Below are 22,155 nucleotides of genomic sequence, written 5' to 3' on the forward strand. Positions count from 1 at the left end.
AGTTCGCCGTGCCCAGGTTCAACTTCAAGCTGCGCGAAAACCGCCACGAGGCGGCCGACTACGACGTCGTCCCGCAGGACGGGCGGCTGCACTACCGGATCACCACCGCTGAGGGCGCGCCCGGGTTCGTGCGCGAGCCGAAGGCCGAGCTGTTCCTGCTCGCCGTGTCCAACATGGTCGGCGAGGACGCGTTCTACGAGGCCGCCGGCGAGCGCGACGACCGCTTCCGCGCGCTGGTCGCCCGGGTCGCGGTCGCCGACCCGGAGTGGTTCGCGCGGTTCGTGCCCTGGCTGCGCACCGGCGCGATGCTGCGCTCGGCGTCGGTCGTGGCGGCCCTGGAGGGCGCCCGCGCGCAGGTCGCCGCCGGCATCCCGGGCTCCCGCGCGGTCGTGGCCGCGGCGCTGCAACGGGCCGACGAGCCGGGCGAGGCGCTCGCCTACTGGCTGGACCGCCACGGCCGCGCGCTCCCGAAGCCCGTCAAGCGCGGCATCGCCGACGCCGCCGTGCGGCTGTATTCGCAGCGGAGCCTGCTCAAGTACGACAGCGAACACCGCAAGGTCCGCTTCGGCGACGTCATCGAGCTGACCCACCCGGTGGCGCGCGACGAGCGGCAGGGCGAGCTCTTCCGGCACGCGCTCGACCGGCGCCACCGCCGCGACAGCGCACCGCCGGCCGCGCTGGGCGTGCTCGCCGCCCGCGCCCGGCTCATGGCGCTGCCGGTCGAGCGGCGCCGCGCGATCACCGACCCGGCCGTGCTCGGCGCCGCCGGCATGACCTGGGAGGCGCTGGCCGGCTGGCGGCAGGGCCCGATGGACGCCGCCGCCTGGGCCGCCGTCGTCCCGTCGATGGGGTACTTCGCGCTGCTGCGCAACCTGCGCAACTTCGACGAGGCCGGCGTCGGCGACGAAACCGCCGCAGCGGTCGCGGCCCGCCTGTCCGACCCGGCCGAGGTCGCCGCGTCGCGGGTGCTGCCGATGCGATACCTCTCCGCGCATCGCGCCGCGCCGGACCCGCGCTGGTCGGCCCCGCTGGAGCGGGCGCTGCAGCACGCGCTGTCCAACGTGCCGGCGCTCGACGGCCGGACCCTGATCCTCATCGACACGTCCGGCTCGATGGACAACCCCTTCAGCCGCGACGGCACGCTGCGCCGCTTCGACGCCGCGATCGTCTTCGGCCTCGCGCTGGCCGCCCGCGCCGCGGACCCGACGGTCGTGTCGTTCTCCCACGCCAGCACGGTCTTCCCGCCGGTCGACGGCGAGCCGGTGCTGGCCGCCGTGCGCCGCTTCTTCGACGCGGGTTACTGCTTCCGCGGCGGCACGCAGACCGAGCACGCGGTGCGCACCCACTACGCCGCGCACGACCGCGTCGTCATCCTCACCGACGAGCAGGCCCACTACCACCGCCAGGCCGACGTGACGGTCTCGGTGCCTTCGAGCATTCCGGTGTACACCTGGAATCTCGCCGGCTACCGCACGGCCCACGCCCCGGCGTCCCGCCACCGCCACACGTTCGGCGGCCTGTCGGATGGCGCCTTCGCGATGATCCCCCTCATCGAGTCCGGCGAGGACGCCCGCTGGCCCTTCTGAATGACGCCGCCGTGGGCCGGTGAGCCCGCGGGCATGGTGCGGCCCGGGCTCACCGGCCGGGCGGGTCAGCTCAGCGAGCCGTCGGCGTTGATCGTCGCGCCGGTGTCGTCGGTGCGGTTGCCGGTGAACGTGACGCCCGGGGTGTCGCAGCGCTCCGTGAGCCCGTAGGCGGGGGAGCGGCGGTCCGTGGCGTCCTCGGCCTTGGGGTAGAAGCGGTTGTTCTGCACGACGAAGCCGCTCGTCGTGCCGTGCGGGCAGTAGATCGTGTAGGCGCCCGCCATCATGAAGTTGTCGGTCACCGTCCAGTTGGTGGTGTAGTTCGGGTCGGTGATGATCGACGACGTCAGGTCGTTGTACCCGTTGAACAGGTTTTGGTGGACCACCACGTTGTCGCTGTGGAACCCCTGGATGATATCGGCGTACGCGTGTTCCGAGGGGCGGGTGACCCCTGGAGCCGGCCGGCCGGGTGCCGCCGTCGAGGCGCTCGAGGCGGGCCGCGGCGTGCTCTGGACACAACTGCTCGACCGGCGCGTCGACCTGCAGGGGTGCCGCCCGATCTGGCGCGGAGGCTGGACGAGATCAGGGTGGCGCTGGACGGACGGTAGGGCTCCGGTCAGGTGTCGCGGAGCTGGAGCAGGAGCGTGCCGGTCAGCAGCGCGCCGGCGGACCACGCGGCGAGGGCGACCGGGCCGCCGGTCATCGGGGCGATCCGCGCCAGCCGGCGGTGCAGGTCCGGGTCGGTCACGAGCTGCGTGAGGATCGGCGGGAGGTACAGCAGGCCCAGCACCGTGCCGATCGCGGCCGCCGAGTCGCGGGCCGCGGCGGCGGTGCCGAGGGCCAGCAGCGCGATCAGCACCAGGTGCGCGGCCGAGCCGGCGGCGGCGCGCAGCGTCAGCCGGGCGGCCAGCGGGGCGGCCGCCAGGATCGGGACCGCGGCGGCGCACATCGCGGCCGCGAGCACCGCCGCCTTGGCCGCCATCACCGCCGGGCGGCGCGGGATCGCGGTCAGGGTGGTGCCGATCAGCGCGGTGCCGTACTCGCCGCCGATCACCAGCACGCCCAGCACCGCGACCGGGATCTGGCCCAGGTACACGCCGCGGACGAGCGACTGCGTCACGTCCAGGGACACGGTGGCGGCCGCGGCGGCCAGGAGCAGCCATGCGGGGCCGGGCGTGGTGCGCAGCTTCGTCCACTCCGCGCGCACGGCGTTCACGCGTCCCTCCGGCGCAGCGCGACGGCGGCGAGGACGAGCGCCGCGGCGGTGTAGCCGCACAGCACCGCGAAGCCGGCCCACGGCGGCAGGGGGTAGTAGCCGGCGGCGGGGGTGTAGAGGCCGTCGACCTGGGGGTACCGGATCGCGGTCTGCTGCACGGCCAGGGCGGCGGCCGGCGTGACGCGCGTCAGCCACAGCGCGACGGGCGGCGGCATGAAGGGGGTCAGCGCCAGCAGGTACGGCAGCACGACGGCGGCGACGACCGTGGTGACGGCGGCGGCGCTGCGGCGCAGGACGGTGCCGACGGCGAGGGCGAGGACGGCGGTGACGGCCAGGAACGCGGCGGTGCCGGCCTCGGCGCGCAGCAGGGCGCCCGGCGGGGCCGGGAACACGTAGACGCCGAGGCCGCGCACCAGGCGCAGCCACAGCGGCAGCGCGACGGCCGCGGCGGCCAGGGTGGTGGCGAACGTGACGCCGCCGAGCACGACGGCCTTGGCGGCGAGCACGCGCACGCGTCCCGTGGCGGCGCTCAGCGTGCTGCGGATCATGCCGTACCGGTACTCGGTCGTCATCATCAGCACGGCCACGACCACGACCACGATCAGCGCCGGGAACGACCCGAAGAGCAGGTCGCCGGCGGCGGCGCCGGTCGCGAGGTCGCCGCGGGTGGCGGGGGCCAGGTCGCCGGCGCCGGTCACGGTGAACCCGTCGCCGGACGGGGCGAACCCGCCCGCCACGCCGCGCGGGTAGCCGGCGAACGTGGCGGTGCGGTCCCCGCGCTGCTCGCCGGTCCAGTCCGCCGCGGGCCAGGCGCCCGTCACCAGCGGGGTGCCGAAGCCGGCGGTGGCCGCGTCGGTGTCGGTGCCGACGCCGTCCACGTGCTGCGGGCAGGCGACGAACAGGCCGGCCTCGACGGTGCCCGGCAGGCCGGGCAGCCGGACCGTGGCGACCGGGCTCCAGGTCGTGCCGTCGGGCGACTCCTCGCCGGTGATGGTGTCGCCGGCGCGGGTCAGGCGCAGCCATCCGGCCGTGGCGGCGGATCCGGCGCGGTCGTGGACATAGTCGTACTGCATCCGCACCCCGTGCCCGCCGGTGACCATGAGCGCGGCGTAGCGGGCGCCCGGCTGCGAGCCGGCGGTGACGATGAGGCCGGCCTTCGACCACGCCGCGGCGTGCTCGGAGCGCAGGGAGCGCACGGCCACGGTGATGCTGCCGTCCCCGGCGAGCGGGCGGTGCACGAAGTACAGGCCGGCGCTGACCGGCTCGCCGTCCGGGCCGATGGGGACCGGGCGCGACGGGTCCGGCGGGGCGCCGCCGAGGCCGGTGACGGGCAACAGCAGGATCATCAGGGCGGCGAGGGCGGTGGCGCGGACCCAGGCGGGTACCGATGCGAACTTCGTCCACTCCGCGTGCAGCAGGCGCGCGGTCACGACGCCGCCCCGGCGCGGTACTCGACGGCCTCGCGGGTCAGGTCGAAGTACGCCTCCTCGAGGGTGGCGCGGTGCGGCGCGAGCTCGGAGAACGGCAGGCCGGCAGCGGTGAGCGCGGCCACGATCCGCTCGGCGGGCAGGCCCCGCACGGTGAGCACGTCCGCGTCGGCAAGGGCCACCTCGGCGCCCGCGGCGGCGAGGGCGTCGGCGGCCGGCCGCGCCGCGGCGGTGCGCACGCGGACCCGGTCGCCGGAGGCGGCCGCGATGAGGTCGGCGACGCCGGTGTCGGCGATGACCCGGCCGCGGCCGACCACCACCACGTGGTCGGCCATGCCCTGCAGTTCGCCCATGAGGTGGCTGGAGACGAGCACGGCCCGGCGCTGCGCGGCGAGGGCCCGCAGGAAGCCGCGCAGCCACACGATGCCCTCGGGGTCCATGCCGTTGAACGGCTCGTCGAGCATGATCGCCGGCGGGTCGGCGAGCAGCGCGGAGGCGAGGCCGAGGCGCTGGCGCATGCCGAGGGAGTACCCGCCGGCCGGGCGGCGGGCCGCGGCGGCCAGGCCGACCAGCTCGAGGACCTCCTCGACGCGGGGGCGGCCCAGGCCCTGGGACCGCGCCAGCCACAGCAGGTGGTTGCGGCCGGTGCGCGCCGGGTGCAGCGCGGAGGCGTCCAGCAGCGCGCCCAAGTGCCGCAGCGGGCGGCGCAGCGAGCGGTACGACCGGCCGCCGACCAGCGCGCGCCCGGCGTCGGCGCTGTGCAGGCCCAGGATGATCCGCATGGTGGTGGACTTGCCGGCGCCGTTGGGGCCGACGAACCCCGTCACCCGCCCCGGGGCGGCCGTGAACGTCATCCCGTCCAGCGCGGCCGTGGCGCCGTACCGCTTACGCAGCCCGGAGACCTCGATCGTGGCATCACTCATGGCCGTGTGTTGTACGCCGGCGGCGGTGACAGGCCGGTGCGTGCGGCTGTGACCGGGCTGTCACCGGCCGGGTGGCATGGTGGAGCCCATGAGGGTGCTGGTGGTGGAGGATCACCGGACGCTGAACGCGCTGATCGCGTCCGGCCTGCGGCGCGAGGCGATGGCCGTGGACGCCGCCCTCGACGGCCACGCCGCGCTGGCGCAGGTGGCCGCCACCCGCTACGACGTCGTGGTCCTGGACCGCGACCTGCCCGGCGTGCACGGCGACGAGGTGTGCCGCCGGATCGTGGCCGGCGGCGCGGGGCCCCGCGTGCTGATGCTCACCGCGGCCGGCACCGTCCGCGACCGGGTCGAGGGCCTCGGCCTGGGCGCCGACGACTACCTGCCCAAGCCGTTCGACTTCGCCGAGCTGGTGGCGCGCGTGCGGGCGCTGGGCCGGCGCAGCACGCCGGCGCTGCCGCCGGTGCTCGACAACGGCGACCTGACCGTGGACCCCAACCGCCGGGTCGCCATGCGCGCCGGGCGCCGGCTGGAGCTGAGCCCGAAGGAGTTTGCGGTGCTGGAGTACCTGCTCGCCGCCGCCGGCCGCGTCGTGCCCGCGGAGGAGCTCCTCGAACGCGTCTGGGACGACGCCACGGACCCGTTCACCACCACCGTGAAGACCACGATCGGCCGCCTGCGGGCCAAGCTGGGCGGCCCCGCGGCGATTCATACGGTACGCGAGGGTGGCTACCGGATCGGCGAACCGTGACCCGCCCCCGTCTGCGGACCCGGCTGGCGCTGCTGCACGCCGGGCTGGCGTTCGGCTGCGGCGTGCTGCTGGTCGTGTTCGTCGACGTGCCGCTGCTCAGCGTCGGGCGGACGACCGCCGAGTCCACGAGCAACCTCGCCGCGGTGCTGCCGCTGTCCGCCGTCGCGCTGGTCGTCATCGCCGGCGTGTCGATGGTGTTCGGCTGGCTGATCGCCGGCCGGGCGCTGCGCCCCCTGCGCGTGATCACCGACGCCGCCCGCGGCATGTCCGCGGACAACCTGAACGCGCGGCTGCGGGTGCCGGCCGCCTACCAGGAGTTCACCGACGTCGCCGACACGCTGGACGGCCTGCTGTGGCGGCTGCGCGAGTCGTTCACCGCGCAGCGGCAGTTCATCGCCAACGCCTCCCACGAGCTGCGCACCCCGCTGACCGTGCAGCGGACCCTGTTGCAGCTCACGCTGGCCGATCCCGCGGTGACGGCCGAGGCGTACCGCGCGACGTGTCAGGAGCTGCTCGACCTCGGGCGGCAGCAGGAGCGCCTGATCGACGCGCTTCTCACGCTGGCCGGCGGCTACCGGCCGATCGACGGGTGGGAGCCGTTCGACCTCGCCGATCTCGCCCGGCGGGTGGTACCGGATCAATCGGCTCCTGCGCGGGAGCGCGGCATACGCGTCGAGACCGCGCTCGGCCCGGCCGTCGCGACCGGCGATCCGCGGCTGGCCGCCATCCTCGTGAGCAACCTCGTCGAGAACGCCGTGCGGCACAACGTCGCCGGCGGCACGGTCGAGATCGCCACGACCACGTCCGGCCCCTGCGCCCGCCTCACGGTCGCCAACACCGGCGCGCCGATCCCGCCGGCCGAGATCGGCCGCCTGTTCCAGCCGTTCCAGCGCCTCGGCACCGACCGCACCGACCAGACCGACGGCCACGGCCTGGGCCTCGCCATCGTTGCCGCCATCGCGCACGCCCACCGCGCCGCGCTCGCCGCCCACCCCCGCCCGGGCGGCGGCCTGCGGATCACTGTCGACTTCCCGGCGCCGCGTTAGTCGCCGAGGCCGGGCTCGTCCAGCTCGGCGCGGATCTCGCCCAGGCGCGCCGCCCACGCGGGCGCGACCTCGCGCAGCGCGGCCAGCTGCGGTACCTGCCGCTCGATCAGCTGCGACCACAGCACCGCGCGGCCCGCCTCGGCCAGCCCGACCGCGTCCGCCGCCCGCCCGGCGGCCAGCGCCGCCGCCGTCGCGTCGCCGGCCAGCCCGGCGGTCGCCTCGAGCCGCCGCTCCTGGCTGCGGCGGCCGAGTCCCCACCAGGCGAGCTGGGGCAGCGCCCCGACCGCCGACGTGTACGCGGCGGCGGCCCGCGGCCAGTCGGCCCGCTCGGCCTCCTCCACCGCCCACCACCGCGCGGCCTGGAGCCGGACCGACGCCGGCGCCCGCGGCGAGGCCGTCGTGGCCTCCATGTCGGCGACCGCGCCCGCGCGGTCGGCGGGGTCGCCGGAGACCCGGAACCGGCGCAGGCGCGCGAGGGCGAGGTTCAGCCGGAGCTGCCCGTCGTCCGCGCCGGCCGCCGAGGTGGCCGTGACCGCCTCCTCAAGCACCGCGAGGGCCTCGTCGAAGCCGGCCGGCGTCCCGTGCACTTCCGCCCGCTTGGCGAGCACGATGCCGAGGTTGCCGAGCCGGTTGGGCCGGTCGGTCTCGCCCGGCGGCGTCGCGCCGAGCGCCGCCCGGCCGGCGCGCGCCGCCTCGTCGAGGTCGGCGGCGGCCGCCGACCGGTCGAACCGCAGCGACAGCGTGGCGGCCAGGTTCGACAGGATGCCGCCGGCCTCCGGGGCGCCGGCCGGCAGCGCGGCGGCGGCCGCCCGGCCCGCGTCGACGGCCGCGTCGAGGTCCGCGTCGTCGTGCAGCTGCGCGAACCGGGTGTTCAGCGCGGATGAGAGGTTCGACCACGAACCGGCGGCGGCCGTGTGGCCCGCCGGGAGGGCGTCGACCGCCATTCGGGCCGCGGCGACGGCGCCGTCGATGTCGCGGCGCTCGCCGAGGCGCTCGAACCGCGTCCGCAGCGCGATGGTGAGCGCGGTCAGCGCATCGACCGCCGCGTCGGGCGACCCGGCCGGGGTGACGGCGATGGCGGCGGTGGCCCGGGCGGCCTCGATCGCGTCGTCGAGGTCCGCGAGCTCGCCGCGCAGGAGGTACCGCAGATGCAGTGCGTTGCTCAGGTTGCCGAGGATCTCCATCCGGCCGGGGTGCCCGGCGCCGGCCGCCGCCCGGCGCAGGGCCTCGACCGCCGCGTCGAGGTCGGCGGGGTCGCCGAGGCGCTCGAACCGCACGCTGAGCGCGGTGCCCAGGCTCGCCGGGGCCGTCGGATCGTCGGGGCTTGCGGCCTGGGCGGAGCGCGCCGCGGCGATCGCGGCGTCGATGTCGGCCCGTTCGCCGCGCAGCATGAACCGGGCCCGGGCGGCATCGCCCAGGTTGAGCAGGCACATGGTGCGCACCGGCGGCGCGGCGGCGGCCGGAAGTGCGTCGAGCGCGGCCCGGGCCGCCGCGAGCGCGTCGTCGAGGTCGGCGGGGTCGCCGCGGCGCCGGAACCGGTCCCGCAGCGCGGCGGCGAGCAACGCGAACGTCGCCCAGGCCCGCGGATCGTCGGCGGGGGCCCGCCGGGCGACGGCGATGCAGTCGTCGAGCGTCGCCGGGTCGCCGGTCTCCGCGAGGCGGACGTACAGCGCGCGGGCGAGGTCGTGCAGCAGCCCGGGCGAGCGGGTCACCGCGGCCCGCGGCGACGCGATCTGCGCGTCCCCGGCGAACGGATCGACGGCCATGGCCAACGGTAACGCCCCGCGGGCCGGACGACCGGCGATAAATCGGTGGGACCGGGCCGCCGCCGCGCCTACATTCGGCGGCATGGACGACGGTCTGGTGCAAGGGTATGCCCGGGATCAGTACGCCCCGGTGCGAGCGGCGTTCGCGGAGAACCTGGCCACCGGCGTGGACGCGGGCGCCTCGCTGTGCGTGACGGTCGACGGGGAGACGGTCCTCGACCTGTGGGGCGGCCCCGCCGACGCGGCCGGCACCCGGCCGTGGGAGCGCGACACCATCATCAACGTCTACTCCACGACCAAGACGGTGACCGCGCTCGTGGCCCTGCTGCTGGCCGACCGCGGCGAGCTCGACTTCGACGCACCGGTCGCCCGCTACTGGCCCGAGTTCGCGGCCAACGGCAAGGCGGGCGTCACGGTCGGCCACGTGATGAGCCACTCGGCCGGGCTGCCCGCCTGGCGGGAGCCGATGCGCACCGAGGACCTCTACGACTGGGAGAAGGCCACCACGCTGCTGGCCGCGCAGGCGCCCGAGTGGGAGCCGGGCACGGTGAGCGGCTACCACGCCTTCACCCAGGGGTACCTGATCGGCGAGGTGGTGCGGCGCATCACCGGGCGCTCGCTCGGCACCGTGCTGCGCGACGAGCTGGCCGGGCCGCTGGGGGCCGACTTCCACATCGGGCTGCCGGCGTCCGAGGAGCCGCGCGTCGCCGAGCTGATCGCGCCGCCGGACGGGCCGCCGGCCGAGCTGCTGGAGACCGACCTGCAGCGGCGGGTGGCCAACAACCCGGCGCCGCCGGTGGCCGAGGTCAACTCCCGCGCGTGGCGGGCCGCGCAGATCCCGGCCGGGGGCGGGACCGGCAACGCCCGCTCGGTGGCCGAGCTGCACGCTGTCCTCGCCAACGGCGGGGTCGCCCGCGGGCGGCGGTTCATGTCCGAGGCCGGCTGCCGGCGCGCCCTCGAGCTGCAGGTCGCCGGCCGCGACCTGGTGCTCGGCCTGCCGCTGCGGTTCGGGCTGGGCTTCGCGCTGGGCGACCAGCTGATGCCCAACCCGAACACGCTGTACTGGGGCGGCTACGGCGGCTCGCTGGCCGTCATCGACCTCGACGCCCGCAGCACCTTCTGCTACGTGCCCAACAAGATGGCCGGCGAGGTCGCCGACACGCGCTGGCTGGGCCTGGCGATGGCGATGTGGGAGGCGGCCGCGACCGTGTAGCGCCCCGTCAGCCCTGCGGGTTGAAGGGAATCCCGGCGGGCTTGGACGCGGTGAGCAGCGACTCGAAGCGGCCATCGCTGATCTTGATGGTGGCCGCGCCGAAGTCGGCGGTCATCAGCCGGTCCCGCAGCGCGGTGGTCGGCCAGCCGTTCCAGTCGACCAGCGGCGGGTAGCGCCAGTTGTGGTAGTGGTTCTCCGGCGGCTCGTCGTTGCTGTTGGCGAGCCGGAAGAAGTGGGTCGAGGCGCCGTCCTTGTGGTAGACGGTCTTCGGGTGGGTGCCGTCGAAGCGCACCTGCGAGCGCGGGTACGTCACCTGGCTGCTGTGCTGCGTCGTGGTCACGTACTCGACCTGGTTGCTCGCCTGGTTGACCCAGGAGATGACGTGCTCCCAGTCGTGGCGGTGCCCGCCGAGGCTGATGCCGGGCAGCGCCTGGTCCTTCTCGAAGTAGCTGGCGTACACGATGGCGCACCAGCCGTTGTTGCAGCGGGACCGGGCGTAGGTCTGCGAGCGGTCCAGGTCGGACTGGTCGCGGCAGTTGCCGTTGAGGGCCCCGGTCGGGTTGAGGCCCGGGTTGAGCGTGCCGGTGGGGCTGATGGCCGCGACCGCGTAGCAGCCGTCGGTGTCGTAGTCGTACGCCGGCGAGAACGACTGCTCGTAGCCCCCGGCGTTCTGCGGCAGATTGGGCAGCGAGTCGGCGAAGGCCGCCGTCGCGGGCAGCACGACGCCGAGCGTGGCCGCGACCACGGCCGCGACCACCGACGTTGCCCGGCGACGCCTTGATGACGAGTGTTCCAACGCGCACCTTCCTGAATGAGCGACCCCCAGAATATCGATGAACACGAGTATGTAGCGCGACCGGCATGGTGTGAACATCCCGTGGCCGCCCGACGAAACCCACGCGGGCCGGGGCCGGGCGACGCGCGCCCGCCCCCGCCCCGCGGGTGTTCAGAGGTTGAAGCCGCCGGAGACCTCGATGTCCTGCGCGGTGATCCAGCGGCAGTCCTCGGACAGCAGCGCCGCGACGGCCATGCCGATGTCGTCGGGCTCGCCGAGCCGGCCGAGGGCGGTCTTCGCCGCCAGGCCCGGGATCACCTCGGGGAAGCGCTCGAAGGCGTCGCCGCCGATGCGCGTGCGGGTGGTGCCGGGCGAGACGGAGTTGACCCGGATGCCGCGCGGGCCGAGCTCCTTGGCGAGGTACCGGGTCAGCACCACCAGGCCGCCCTTCATGGCGCCGTAGGCGGAGTAGCCCGGCTCCAGGCCGGAGTGCCGCGCCGAGCTGCTCGTGGTGTTGACGATCGCGCCGCCGTCGGCCAGCAGCGGCAGCAGGGTCTGGGTCAGGAAGTACGGCCCCTTGAGCAGGACCCGCATGAGCGTGTCGAACGCCTCCTCGGTGGTGTCCTGGAACAGCGACATGTGGCCGAACCCGGCGTTGTTGACGAGGAAGTCGAAGCGGTCGCGCCCCCACGTGTCGCGCAGCGCCGCCGCGACGCTCGCGCGGAAGGCCGGGAACGCCGCGCTGTCGCCGACGTCCAGCGGCAGGGCGACGGCCGTGCCGCCGTCCTTCTCGATCGCGGCGACCGTGTCCCGGGCGCCGGCCTGGTTGCCGTGGTACGTCAGGATCACGCCGGTGCCGCGCCGGGCGAGCTGGACGGCGGTGCTCTGCCCGATGCCCGAGCTGGCCCCGGTGACGATGGCGGTCCTCACGACTCCGCTCCGATCCGCCGGCGGGGGCGCCGGCAGTAGTAGACGAAGGCCGGCGGCGTGTTCGCCCACACGGTCCGGCCGGGCACGACCTCCTCGAACCGCTCGCGCAGCAGGCGCCGCAGCCGCAGGGCCGGCGGGGTCCAGCGGGTGAGGGTGTACGCGAAGGTGGTGAACGACCCGTCCGGCGCGAGGCCGGCGGTCACCGCGTCGAGCAGGTCGTCCTGCAGCCCCGGCGCGAACGCCGCCCACGGCAGCCCGCTCACGATCACGTCCGCGCGGCCGTGCCCGCGATGGGCCAGGATGCCGCGCAGGTCGCGGGCGTCGGCGACGGCGAGGTCGACCCCGGGGTAGCGGGCGGCCAGGCGCCCGGCGAAGCGCGGGTTGATCTCGATGGCCAGGTGCCGCCCCCGGCCGGACAGCCGGCGCTGGATGGCCGCGGTGAACGCGCCCGTGCCGGGGCCGAGCTCCACGACCAGCGGTTCGCCGGCGTGCGGGACGGTCGAGGTGACCGCCTCCGACAGCGACCGGCCGCTGGGCGTGACGGCGGCGACGATGAACGGGTCGCGGAGGAACTCGCGCAGGAACTCGGCGCGGTCGTCGGGCCGGACGGCGGTGTACGCGCTCATGATGCCGCGCCCGTCACGACGGCCCCGCGCTCGTCGGCCGGCAGCCCGTGCAGCACGCGGGCGAGCCAGTTGTTGCGGGTGCGGCGGGCCGCGGCCGAGACGCGGGCGTGCGGGAAGAGGGCGTCGAAGCCGTGGCAGCCGCCCGCCCAGACGTGCAGCTCGGCCTGGCCGCCGGCGGCCCAGATGCGGGTGGCGTAGGCGACGTCCTCGTCGCGGAACACCTCCGCCGTGCCCGCGTCGATGTAGGTGGCCGGCAGGCCGGAGAGGTCCGCGGCGACGGCCGGCGAGACGTAGCCGGGCACGTCGGCGTCGCGGCGCTCGCCCAGGACCGAGCGCCACCCGAACTCGTTCATCTCGCGGGTCCACACGCCCGGCTCGCCGGAGTACTGCCGGCTCGACGTGGTGGCGTTGCGGTGGTCCAGCATGGGGCAGATGAGCATCTGGGCGGCGATCGCCGGGGTGCCGCGGTCGCGGGCCATGAGGGTGACCCCGGCCGCGAGGCCGCCGCCGGCGCTGATCCCGGCGACGATGATGCGGGCGGGGGCGATGCCCAGCTCGGCGGCGTGGCGGGCGGTCCAGAGCAGGCCGTGGTAGCCGTCGTCGACCAGGGTCGTGCCGGTGGCCTCGGGCGCCAGCCGGTAGTCCGCCGTGACCACGACCGCGCCGAACCGGTCGAGCCACTCCAGTGGGATGTCGATCTGGGAGAAGCGGTCGCCCATGACCATCCCGCCGCCGTGGAGCCAGTAGACGCACGGCGCCGCGCCGGAGCGCCCGGCCCGTTGTGGGCTGAACACGGTCAACGGGATCCGGGCGCCGTCCGGGCCGGGGGCGGCGATGTCGTACCGCTCGATCGCGCGACCGCCGATGACGGTCTCGATCGGGGGAGAGGGGATCTGGCGGACCTGCGCGAGCAGCTCCGCGCTGAGCTCGGACGACAGGGGCAGGTCGGCGAGCAGCGCGCGCAGCTCGGGATCGAGGTCGGGTCGGGCCGGACTCATGCTCGGCTCCTTTCGGTGGTCACGGTGGTTTCAAACGCGGGCTTGCCGCCGACGGGGATCGCGTCGCTGTACTGCGACTCGCCCGCCAGCAGCGGCTGGAGCTTTGCGACGAACGCCTGCGCCGGCTCGGAGGCGAAGAACGCGGCGTGCGCCTCCCGGCTGGTCCAGCCCTCGGCGACGGAGACGACGTCGGGGTCGGCGCCGCAGCGGCTGACGAGGAAGACGACACAGTCGGGGTGCGGCAGCGACGGCGCGTCGAGCAGCAGCGCGACCAGCTCGTCGCCGCAGCCCGGCCGGGCGGTCATGACGGCGTGGAAACCGTGGTTGACAGACATGGCACAACTGTCGGGCGCGGCCGGTCCGCGCTCATCAGTCATCTGTCTGCGACTTCGCGGGCCGCCGCGCCCGGCGACGTAACGGCGACGACGGCGCCGCGGCGGTTAGGTCGTTTGACAGATGTGCGGCGGCGATCGGTGCGCGATCGTCTAGTCCATGACGGGGCCCGACGACAGCGCATCCCGCAGCCCGGCCCGCGAGGCGACGCCGAGCTTGGGGAAGATGCGGTAGAGGTGCGCGCCCACGGTGCGGTGCGAGAGGTACAGCCGCTCGGCGATCTGCTTGTTGGTCAGGCCGCCGGCCGCCAGCTCGGCGATCTGGAGTTCCTGCGCCGTCAGGGCGGCCGGGCCGTCCGGCGGTACGTCGGGGAGCCGGTACTTGGTGGCGCGCAGCTCGGCGTGCGTGCGTTCCAGCCACGGCTCGGCGGCCATGGCGGCGAACCCGTCGCGCGCGGCGAGCAGGTGCCGGCGGGCGCCGGCCGCCGAGCGGGTCCGGCGCAGCCGCTCGCCGAGGGCGAGCCGGATCCGAGACGCCTCGAACAGCCACCGCTCGGCCGCCGGGCCGGCCAGCAGTGCCTCCAGCCGCGCCGTGGCCTCGTCGCCGTCCTCCACGAGGACGTCGACGCCCGCCTGGATGAGCGTCATCCGGCTCGACAAGCCGGCGATGCCGGCGGCCCGCATCGCCTCGGCGTGCGCCCGGGCCTCGAGCGTGCGCCCGGTGCGCACCGCCGCCTCGACGAGGTCGAACATCACCCAGGTGCAGTGCGGCGCGTGCGAGGCGAGCACGCCGGGCGGGCTCATCGCGGCGGCGTGGCGGAAGGCGGCGTCCCAGTCGCCCCGGCCCAGGGCGGCCAGCGTGCGCGGATGGTGGGCGAACAGGGCGGCGGACGCCACGCCGCGGGGCAGCGCCCAGTGGGTCATCTCGTCGGCCAGGGCGCCGGCCTCGTCGAAGCGGCCCCGGCCGGCGGCGATGAGTGCCCGGTTGTACTGGAAGTACCACGCGAAGAACGAGAAGCCGCTGTCCGCGCAGACCCGCTGCCCCTCGAGCGCGAGCTGCTCCGCGTCGTCCCAGCGGCCGGTGAGGTAGCCGTCCAGGCACAGGTGCATCAGGGCGCCGAGATGGCGGCGGGGCGGCCCGCCCTCGCGTCCGTGCCGCACGAGCCGCCAGGACGGCTCACGGCAGTCGGCCAGGCGGTCCAGGTACACCGACGCCGTACCGATCCGCATGATGCGGGCCGGGTCGACCTCGCCGGCCAGCGAGTCGAGGATCGGATCGATTCGAGGCAGCGCCGACGCGCCGGTGCGCACTGGATCGGGGAAGGTCAGGCCGGCCAGGGCGAGGACGTCCGGCGGTTGCGGGCGCAGGCGGCCAAGCGCCTCGTAGAACGGTTCCCAGTACTGCGGGCTGCCGCCGTACCAGCACAGCAGCAGCAGCGTGTGCAGGGCCTCGATCAGCGCCGGATCGTCGCTGCGGTACCCGTGCCCCCCGGTCTGGATGGCGCCGACGAGCAGGCGGTGCGCGGTATTGACGTCCCCGTCGCCGTTGAGCATCAGGAAGGCGGCCGCGTTGGCCGCGTGCAGCGAGCCGGCGCCGTCGGGCGCGGCCCGGCGGGCGTCGGTCAGCAGCGTCTTCGCGTCGTCGTTGGCGCCGCTGGCCTCGGCGCCGATGTAGGCCGCCTCGGCGAGCCGCCGGCCCCGGCCGGAGCTCGTCTCGCTCAGCTCGGCGGCGCGGATCAGCGCGGCCACGGCGGCGAGCGCGTCGCCGCGCAGCATCACGCGATGCGCCGCGTCCTCGAGCAGCTCGGCCACCGCCTCGTCCGGCCCGGCGGCGGCCGCCGCCAGGTGCCAGGCCCGGCGTTCCCGGTCCTCGCACAGCGCCTCGGCCAGGGCGGCGTGCGCGCGGCGGCGCTCCTCGTGCGTGGACATCGCCACGATCGCCGAGCGGATCAGCGGGTGCCGGAAGGCGATGCGGCCGGTGGCGTCGTCGACCCGCACGAGCTGCGCCCGCTCCGCCGGGGCGAGGTCGGCCAGGCCGGAGCCGTCGCCGGCGGCCGCCCGCAGCACGCCGACGTCGCCGGTTCCCTCGAACGTCGCGAGCAGCAGCAGCCGGCGGGCCGCGGTCGGCAGCTCGGCGATGCGGGCGGCGAACATCGCCTGCAGCCGGTCGCTGAGCGGCACCACCTCCGGCCGGGCGGCCGTCGGGGGGCCAATGCACGCCAGGGTCGCCGGCAGCTCCATCAGCGCCAGCGGGTTGCCCTGGGCCAGGTCCAGCAGCCGCCGGCGGACGCCGGGCGCCAGCCCCGGAAAGCCGGCGTCGACGAGCCGGCCGGCCGCCTCGTCGTCGAGCGGCGGCACGACGAGCTCGGCCAGCCCGCGCGGGTCCAGCCGGCTGCCGGTTCCGGTCCGGGCCGACGCCAGCAGGCCGGCCCGGCAGCCGTCCAGGCGGCGGGCGACGAAGCTGAGCACGACGGCGCTGGCCCGGTCGATCCACTGGATGTCGTCGACGAGCAGGACCACCGGCGCCTCGGCGGCGACCGCCCGGATCAACAGCAGCGCGGCGTTGCAGACCAGCAGCGCGTCCGGCGCCGGGCCGGCCCCGAAGCCGAGCGCCACCGCCAGGGCCTCCCGCGGGCCGGCCGGAAGGCGCTCCAGGTCGGCGAGGACCGGCAGGAGCAGCTGGTTGAGGCAGGCGTAGCTGACGTCGGCCTCGAACTCCGATCCGGACGCGCGCAGCGGCCGCATCCCGGCCGTGCGGGCGAGCCGCGCGGCGGCGGCCAGCAGGGCGGACTTGCCGACCCCGGGCTCACCCCAGATCAGCCGAGCGTCGCCGCGCTCGCCCGCGCGTCGCACGAAGGCGGCCAGTTGCTCGAGCTCGGCCCGGCGGCCGAAGAGTTCGTTCACCCCTGAATGTAACCAGCCCGCAACCGGCGGCGGGTTGCCCAGAAGTCGCGACCTCTGGCCGGATCCTGCTTGATCCGGGCCGGGCCTGGGCGGGTTTAATGCCACGCATGGCCCTCGACGAGCTCCGCCGCCTCCTGGCCCGGCACGCCCGGCCCGACCTGAAGACCGGGATCGACGACGTGCTGATCTTCCGGGCGGACCGGCCGTACCCGCCGGCGCCGGCCGTCTACGGCCGGGTGCTCGCGGTGGTGGCCCAGGGCACCAAGCGGGTGGCGCTGGGGGACCGGGTCTACGACTACGGCGCCGGGTCGTACCTCATCGCGTCCGTCGACCTGCCCGTGACCGGCCACTTCATCGAGGCGAGTCCCGAGCGCCCGGGCCTCGGGGTCGGCCTGAACCTGGACCCGGCCGCCGTCGCCGACGTGCTGCTGCAGGCGGCGCCGGGCGATCTGCCGGACGACGGCGCCGACGCGCCGACCGGCCTCGCCGTCAGCGCCGCGCCGGCCGAGCTGCTCGACGCCGTCGTCCGCCTCGTGCGCCTGCTCGACCACCCGCGCGACATCCCGGTGCTGGCGCCGATGGTCAAGCGCGAGATCCTCTGGCGGCTCGTCACCGGCGAGCAGGGCGCAATGGTGCGCCAGTTCGGGCTGCCCGACAGCAGCCTCAGCCACATCGCCCGGGCGGTGCGCTGGATCCGCGACAACTACATGCGGCGCTTCCGCGTCGAGGAGGTGGCGCAGCAGGCCGGCATGAGCGTCTCGGCCTTCCACCGCAATTTCCAGGCCGTCACCGCGATGAGCCCGATCCAGTTCCAGAAGCAGATCCGGCTCCAGCAGGCGCGGCTGCAGCTCGCCGCCGACGCGGGCGACGTCGCCGCCGTCGGGCGCCGGGTCGGCTACGGCAGCCTTTCGCAGTTCAGCCGGGAGTACCGCCGCCAGTTCGGCGCCCCGCCGAGCCAGGACGCCACCCGGCTGCGCGGCCTCGGCCCCGACGCGGAACGGGAACCCGTCCCGGCGCCGGGGCCGAGGCCTCGCGCGAGCGCTAGTTGGTGACCGTGATCCGGACCGCGTCGAAGGCCGGGGTCTCGTTGGCCTTCTGCATCATCGGGATGCGGTGCGAGCCGTCGCCGGCCCACGCGGCGCACTGGGCGGTGCCGGCGGTGGGCATGCCCGTGATGTTGATGGTGACGACGTCCGGCTGGGCGCCGCCGCCCTTGTCCTCGGTGGCGACGAAGAACGCCGGCGCCACGCTCGGGTCCGGGGCGACGCGGGTGCTGGCGAGCATGCGGCACGCGGTGTGGAAGTGCCCCCGGGTCAGGCCGTCGGCGGTGAGGAAGGCGCTCTCGAGGTAGTAGCCGCCGGCCGCGGCGCCGAGGAACCGGTCGCGCACCAGGTTTCGGGTGCTGACCTGGATCGTGAAGGTCTGGCCCACCCGGACCCGCTGCGGCGCCTGGGTGATGAGCAGCGTCGGGTTCTTGTCCTGGCTGCTGACCTCGCCGAACGCCGTGCTCACGCACCGCGGCGCGTTCTGGAAGCCGTCGTGGGCCAGCAGCTTGCTCTGGCTGCAGTCGTTGCCGAGCGTGTCCAGCGTGACGCCGGTGCTGCTGCCGGCGCTGGGCACGGCGGTGCCGGTGCCGCCGCCGGTGGGCGGCTGGGCGGGCGGGGTCGGGCAGTGCGGGTTGACGCGGCGCCAGGTCGGCCGGCCCGCGACCTGGCCGTCGCCGACGTGGTTGGTGACCTGGCGGCCGTTCTGCTGGCCGCCGTTCACGTCGCCGGCGGTCTGGCCGGGCTTGGCGACGTCGCCCGCGGCGGGGTCGGCGGCCTCGTTGCCGGCCGCCGCGCTCGCGGACGGCTTCGCCGACTGGGAGCGCCCGGCCGCGCCGCCGGTCGCCGGCGCCCGCTGGGTGATGGTCGGGCACGCCTGGCTCCCGCCGCCGCGCTGGGGCCACCGGGACGTGGCCGCGTCCGAGATCTGGGTGATCATGAGACCCGCGGCGAAGGCGAGCACCGCGGCGCCGACGGAAACCAGCCGCAGGCGGCGGAAAACGCCGGGCCGCTCTTCCTGCAAATCGTCGTCCGGCTCTTGCGACCAGCGCCGCGGCGCGGCGAACCTTCGCTGCATGACGGAACCTCTCTCATTCCAATCAGGCGCCGGATCCTTCGGCGCCGGAAGGCGGCTCGACCTGGCTTTCCCGGATTTCAACGTAGGATTTTTCATCGACAAACGTCAAGGTAACGAGCATAAAATAAAGAACATCAAAGACTCTTTAAAGGCGCTTTGAAAACGCCATTTCCTGGTCTTCCGCGGGCGTTTCCGCAACTGGTTTCGGCGCGGCCGTCCGCCGGCGGTCGAGCGCCAGGCCGACCACGCAGATCGCGGCGACGAGGAGCAGCGCGAGCAGGCTCCAGCCGAGGTACGAGCCGCCGCCCGTGGCGTCGCCGCCGCCGTCGCCGGCCTCCGCGGCCGCCGTCGCCTCGGGGGTCGCGCCGCCGTGCCCGGCCGCGTGGCCGCCCTGGCCCGCGGGCGCGGCCTTCAGCACGAGCACCGGGGCGGGGTGCTCGCCGGGCGTGCCGCTCGCCGCGGTCCAGCGCACCTGCGTGCCGTCGGAGTTGGAGAGCACCACGCCGAACGACAGTTGCGCCACCGCCGGCAGCGGGCCGATCGCGAGGTACAGCTCCGTCGTGTCGCCCGGCGCCAGCGCCCTGTCCGGCATGGCGACCCACTTGACCGCGGTCGTGACGTCGGTGACCTGGTAGCCGTGCAGCGACTCGACCGGCTTGTCGATCTTCGTGTTGGTCATGGCCGGCGCCCAGTCGGCGACCGACACGGGGTACACCTCGGCGATCGGCGTGTCGGCGGGCAGCTGCACCTCGACCGCGGTGATGGAGGCGGTCCGGCTCTCGTTCGTGATCCGGAAGGTCAGGTCGGCGGCGTCGCCCTGGGCCGCCTCGCCCGGCGTGACGGACACGTCGGCCGAGGCGGGCGCGGCCAGGCCGAGGGCGACCACGAGACCGGCACCGAGGACGGCCGCGCGGGCGCACCACCGCGGCTTCGCCTGCATGCACTCCACGCCAGGTTGTTCGGGCGCGCGGGCCGCAGGGTTCAACGCCGCGGCGAGAAATTTCGGCGGCGCGCCCGGCGTCAGTTGTGGTGCTCGGCGTCGACCCGGCGCAGGACGGTGCCGACGAGGCGGTTCCAGTCCGCCGAGAAGTCCGGGCCGGTGCTGTGCCGGCCGACCCAGTAGACCGCATAGGCGGCCACGACGATCGCGTTGCCCTGGCCGACCACGGCGACGGCGACGTCCGCGGTGCCGGGGTTCCCCGGTTCGTACACCTTGTGCCGCACCGTCACGAAGCCCTTCCATCCGCCCGAGGTCAGCGGCTCGATCGTGCTCGTCTCGGTGTACCCGGCCTCGGCCGTACCGTCGCGCGGCCCGGCGCTCCTGGACGCGCTCGGCGGGCAGGCCTCCATCGCGTTCTCCAGCGCCGTGAACGCCGCGTCCATCGCCGCCGGGTCCGCGTACACGAGCCCGAGCTGGTCGAACGCCTGGGCGCCCTGCTCGCCCTCGTCGGCCATCGACGCGGCGATCGCCTTCGGCGAGCCGGGCACCGGCGGCCGGCTCGCGAGCCCCGGGCAGAGCGGCATCAGGCTCGTCGCCGGCGGCGACTGCTCGGGTCGCTTCCACGTCGGCCCCGCGTCGGCCGGCTGGAGCACGCCGGCCTGCAGCATGGCGATCGTGTACCGGCCGGCGTCGGGCGCCGGGTCGCCGCCGGAGCACCCGGCCAGCGCCACCGCGAGGCTGCCGGCCGTCACTGTGCGTAGAAGTACCGTGGCCATCGACACGACTACCGGGTTTAACACTCCCGGTCCGCCCGGCACAACCCGTCACCGCGCGCGGGGACGGCCGCCCCGCCGGAGCGGGACGGCCGTCGGGGCGGGGCGGGTTACGGCGTCCAGGGGGCGGTGACGACCCAGCTGACGTCGTCGGACCACAGGTTGGCGCTGTCCCACGTGTTCGTGCCGCCGTTGCTGGCGATGTAGAGCAGGTTGCTGTAGTGGCGGATGTAGCGGTCGGAGAAGTTCACCGACCGGAACGAGTTGCCCTGGCCGTTCTTGCCGCCCTCGGAGCAGAAGGTGGCGTCCGCGGCGAACAGCGAGCTGCCGTCGTTGGACTGCAGCGAGATCTGGTAGTTCTGGTGGCGCAGGTACTGCCCCGACGTGTTCTTGGACTCGAAGGAGTAGCACGAGCTGTTGCCCAGGCCGGCCCGCACGATCCAGGAGGCGTTGGCCTTGTCGGTGGCGGAGCTCGACGAGCTCACCACCGCGGTGTTCACGGCGCTGCCGGAGTGGTTGATGTACCGCGTGGTGCAGCACGCCGTCGTGGCCCGCAGCGAGATCGTCGAGCCCACCGTCAGCGGCGTGCCCGTGCCCTGGCCCGAGGTGTTGTAGTTGGCCGCGACGATGTTGGCCTGCACGGAGTTCTCGGTGGCGTCGCTGGGGTAGCCCGACGTCATGACGCCCTCGTAGAAGGTGCCGGCGGAGCCGTTGCTGTTGTCGCCGCCGATGCCGAGGATGATGGCGCCCTCCTTCTTCATCGGGTTGTACCCGGCGACGTTGGGCCGGGCCCCGTTGTAGAAGGTGGAGAGGTTGCCGGACTGGGCGTTGCCGCCCCGGATCGACCAGTGGTTGGGCTCGCCCTTGATGATCGCGGTGACGAACCGGTTGCTGATGCTGGGGTCGCCCGCGTTGTAGCCGGCGTTGACGCCGGAGTAGAGGCCGTTCTCGAGGTCCGCCATGATCCAGGGGCCGTTGCCGGCCCCGTAGCCCCAGACCTTGATGTTGCCGAAGTAGATGGCCTCCATGGTGCCGTTGCCGTTGTCGCGGCTGTTGCGCTCGGCGTTGCCGTAGTCGAAGCAGCAACCGCCGTTGTAGTGGGTGCCGTCGAAGATGGCGTACATGCCCTCGGGCTGGTCGCCGGTGGCGATGCCGTTGGTGTTGTTGTTGCGGTAGCCGGTGCCCGGCGCGACGAAGACGCCGTACACCTTGTGCCCGCCGATCGTCACCGGCGCCGCGGTCGCGTTGGCGAGGTTGTCGTAGCCGCCGGCGGCCGGGCCGTTGAACCCGCCGGGCGGGGCCTGCGTGAGGCGGTTGTTGCGGCCGGTCTGGTCATAGATGATCGTGATCACGCAGGACGTGTTGGCGCAGAAGCTGTCCTGCGTGGCCGCGTTGGCGTAGCTGCCGGCGCTGACCGGCGCGATGTCCTTGGTGGTGTTGTCGGATGCGCGGCGGACCTGGTACAGCGGGCCGCTGTAACTTCCGTACAGCGCCCGGGTCGTGCTGTGCGCCGCGACGCACGGCGTGCCGCCGTTCGCGTAGATGTCACACGGACCGGACGTCGCCGCCTGGGACGTGCCGGCGCTGACGAAGACGCCCGTGACCAGTGCGGCCGTCGCCGCGACGGCCAGGACGGCCGTGCGCAGGCGCCGGCTTCGGAGCCGTTGTGCCATGGTGAGCCTCTCTGCTGGACGGGGGTGTCGCCGGGCGGACCGCTGTTGGGCGCGGGTGCGGCGCCCCGGGGTGTCGGCGCGTGCGCGGCGGCGGTCCGCCGGCGCGATGACGCCGACGGTCGAGCGATGCCAGGACCCGATCGACGGCGGCCGGTGTG

At 75.0% G+C, this 22,155-nt stretch carries 21 protein-coding genes; 6 read left to right on the top strand and 15 right to left on the bottom strand.

Annotated elements, in window-relative coordinates; all coding sequences use genetic code 11:
* The first annotated feature begins 8 nt into the window (after nucleotides 1–8).
* Entirely contained in the window at nucleotides 9–1,586 is a 1,578-nt protein-coding gene (locus ACQEVU_RS07065) for a TROVE domain-containing protein (protein ID WP_433321725.1), read from the top strand.
* 65 nt (nucleotides 1,587–1,651) lie between these two features.
* Here ACQEVU_RS07065 and ACQEVU_RS07070 read toward each other — a convergent pair whose 3' ends face one another.
* The 4 genes from ACQEVU_RS07070 to ACQEVU_RS07085 all read right to left on the bottom strand — a co-directional run bounded on the left by ACQEVU_RS07070 (nucleotide 1,652) and on the right by ACQEVU_RS07085 (nucleotide 5,149).
* Entirely contained in the window at nucleotides 1,652–1,972 is a 321-nt protein-coding gene (locus tag ACQEVU_RS07070; RefSeq protein ID WP_433321726.1) for a hypothetical protein, read from the bottom strand.
* 227 nt (nucleotides 1,973–2,199) lie between these two features.
* Nucleotides 2,200–2,799: an ABC transporter permease gene (locus tag ACQEVU_RS07075; RefSeq protein ID WP_433321727.1), complete on the bottom strand. Its 600-nt coding sequence runs from the start codon at nucleotides 2,797–2,799 to the stop codon at nucleotides 2,200–2,202.
* A complete protein-coding gene (locus tag ACQEVU_RS07080; protein ID WP_433321728.1) occupies nucleotides 2,796–4,229 on the bottom strand; it encodes an ABC transporter permease subunit in 1,434 nt (477 codons plus the stop codon). Before ACQEVU_RS07080 ends, ACQEVU_RS07075 begins: the two co-directional genes overlap by 4 nt.
* Nucleotides 4,226–5,149, bottom strand: a complete 924-nt coding sequence (locus ACQEVU_RS07085) for an ATP-binding cassette domain-containing protein (protein WP_433321729.1) — start codon at nucleotides 5,147–5,149, stop codon at nucleotides 4,226–4,228. The genes ACQEVU_RS07080 and ACQEVU_RS07085 overlap by 4 nt, the downstream gene beginning before the upstream one ends.
* Before the next feature lie 88 nt (nucleotides 5,150–5,237).
* Here ACQEVU_RS07085 and ACQEVU_RS07090 point away from each other — a divergent pair, with 88 nt between their 5' ends.
* Both ACQEVU_RS07090 and ACQEVU_RS07095 read left to right on the top strand, forming a co-directional pair.
* Nucleotides 5,238–5,900, top strand: coding sequence for a response regulator transcription factor (locus ACQEVU_RS07090; RefSeq protein WP_433321730.1), 663 nt, complete (start codon nucleotides 5,238–5,240; stop codon nucleotides 5,898–5,900).
* Nucleotides 5,897–6,946 (top strand): sensor histidine kinase, encoded by a 1,050-nt coding sequence (locus tag ACQEVU_RS07095; RefSeq protein ID WP_433321731.1) that lies wholly within the window; start codon nucleotides 5,897–5,899, stop codon nucleotides 6,944–6,946. The genes ACQEVU_RS07090 and ACQEVU_RS07095 overlap by 4 nt, the downstream gene beginning before the upstream one ends.
* On the opposite strand, the gene ACQEVU_RS07100 is transcribed toward ACQEVU_RS07095, so the two are convergent.
* Nucleotides 6,943–8,712, bottom strand: a complete 1,770-nt coding sequence (locus ACQEVU_RS07100; protein ID WP_433321732.1) for a hypothetical protein — start codon at nucleotides 8,710–8,712, stop codon at nucleotides 6,943–6,945. The genes ACQEVU_RS07095 and ACQEVU_RS07100 overlap by 4 nt on opposite strands.
* Before the next feature lie 82 nt (nucleotides 8,713–8,794).
* Here ACQEVU_RS07100 and ACQEVU_RS07105 point away from each other — a divergent pair, with 82 nt between their 5' ends.
* Nucleotides 8,795–9,925 carry a serine hydrolase domain-containing protein gene (locus ACQEVU_RS07105; RefSeq protein WP_433321733.1) on the top strand — a complete coding sequence of 377 codons (1,131 nt, stop codon included), beginning with the start codon at nucleotides 8,795–8,797 and terminating at the stop codon, nucleotides 9,923–9,925.
* Between the two features lie 7 nt (nucleotides 9,926–9,932).
* Here the strand turns inward: ACQEVU_RS07105 and ACQEVU_RS07110 are convergent, their stop codons facing one another.
* From ACQEVU_RS07110 to ACQEVU_RS07135, 6 genes are all read right to left on the bottom strand, one after another.
* Nucleotides 9,933–10,682, bottom strand: coding sequence for an NPP1 family protein (locus ACQEVU_RS07110; protein ID WP_433321734.1), 750 nt, complete (start codon nucleotides 10,680–10,682; stop codon nucleotides 9,933–9,935).
* Nucleotides 10,683–10,871: 189 nt separating this feature from the next.
* Entirely contained in the window at nucleotides 10,872–11,630 is a 759-nt protein-coding gene (locus ACQEVU_RS07115; protein WP_433321735.1) for an SDR family NAD(P)-dependent oxidoreductase, read from the bottom strand.
* The gene (locus ACQEVU_RS07120) at nucleotides 11,627–12,256 is read right to left on the bottom strand and encodes a class I SAM-dependent methyltransferase (RefSeq protein ID WP_433321736.1); all 630 of its coding nucleotides are present in this window, start codon (nucleotides 12,254–12,256) and stop codon (nucleotides 11,627–11,629) included. The genes ACQEVU_RS07115 and ACQEVU_RS07120 overlap by 4 nt, the downstream gene beginning before the upstream one ends.
* A complete protein-coding gene (locus ACQEVU_RS07125) occupies nucleotides 12,253–13,254 on the bottom strand; it encodes an alpha/beta hydrolase (protein WP_433321737.1) in 1,002 nt (333 codons plus the stop codon). The genes ACQEVU_RS07120 and ACQEVU_RS07125 overlap by 4 nt, the downstream gene beginning before the upstream one ends.
* Complete coding sequence (locus tag ACQEVU_RS07130; RefSeq protein WP_433321738.1) at nucleotides 13,251–13,589, bottom strand: putative quinol monooxygenase; 339 nt, start codon at nucleotides 13,587–13,589, stop codon at nucleotides 13,251–13,253. The genes ACQEVU_RS07125 and ACQEVU_RS07130 overlap by 4 nt, the downstream gene beginning before the upstream one ends.
* A 150-nt stretch (nucleotides 13,590–13,739) precedes the next feature.
* Nucleotides 13,740–16,490, bottom strand: coding sequence for a helix-turn-helix transcriptional regulator (locus tag ACQEVU_RS07135; protein WP_433321739.1), 2,751 nt, complete (start codon nucleotides 16,488–16,490; stop codon nucleotides 13,740–13,742).
* Between the two features lie 107 nt (nucleotides 16,491–16,597).
* On the opposite strand from ACQEVU_RS07135, the gene ACQEVU_RS07140 reads away from it, so the two are divergent.
* Nucleotides 16,598–17,542 (top strand): AraC family transcriptional regulator, encoded by a 945-nt coding sequence (locus ACQEVU_RS07140; protein WP_433321740.1) that lies wholly within the window; start codon nucleotides 16,598–16,600, stop codon nucleotides 17,540–17,542.
* On the opposite strand, the gene ACQEVU_RS07145 is transcribed toward ACQEVU_RS07140, so the two are convergent.
* On the bottom strand, nucleotides 17,532–18,611 hold the full coding sequence (locus tag ACQEVU_RS07145; RefSeq protein WP_433321741.1) for a Pecanex-like protein 1: 1,080 nt from the start codon (nucleotides 18,609–18,611) through the stop codon (nucleotides 17,532–17,534). The genes ACQEVU_RS07140 and ACQEVU_RS07145 overlap by 11 nt on opposite strands.
* Here ACQEVU_RS07145 and ACQEVU_RS07150 point away from each other — a divergent pair.
* Nucleotides 18,610–18,771 (top strand): hypothetical protein, encoded by a 162-nt coding sequence (locus ACQEVU_RS07150; protein WP_433321742.1) that lies wholly within the window; start codon nucleotides 18,610–18,612, stop codon nucleotides 18,769–18,771. The genes ACQEVU_RS07145 and ACQEVU_RS07150 overlap by 2 nt on opposite strands.
* Here ACQEVU_RS07150 and ACQEVU_RS07155 read toward each other — a convergent pair.
* The 3 genes from ACQEVU_RS07155 to ACQEVU_RS07165 form a co-directional block, all read right to left on the bottom strand.
* Nucleotides 18,757–19,551 (bottom strand): YcnI family protein, encoded by a 795-nt coding sequence (locus tag ACQEVU_RS07155; RefSeq protein ID WP_433321743.1) that lies wholly within the window; start codon nucleotides 19,549–19,551, stop codon nucleotides 18,757–18,759. The two genes, ACQEVU_RS07150 and ACQEVU_RS07155, sit on opposite strands and share 15 nt — an antisense overlap.
* An 80-nt stretch (nucleotides 19,552–19,631) precedes the next feature.
* The gene (locus tag ACQEVU_RS07160; protein ID WP_433321744.1) at nucleotides 19,632–20,327 is read right to left on the bottom strand and encodes a hypothetical protein; all 696 of its coding nucleotides are present in this window, start codon (nucleotides 20,325–20,327) and stop codon (nucleotides 19,632–19,634) included.
* A 107-nt stretch (nucleotides 20,328–20,434) separates the two neighbouring features.
* Nucleotides 20,435–21,997: an alpha-L-arabinofuranosidase B gene (locus ACQEVU_RS07165; protein ID WP_433321745.1), complete on the bottom strand. Its 1,563-nt coding sequence runs from the start codon at nucleotides 21,995–21,997 to the stop codon at nucleotides 20,435–20,437.
* Nucleotides 21,998–22,155 lie beyond the last annotated feature (158 nt).

Source organism: Dactylosporangium sp. CA-139066 (genome assembly GCF_050936175.1).
Lineage (GTDB): Bacteria > Actinomycetota > Actinomycetes > Mycobacteriales > Micromonosporaceae > Dactylosporangium.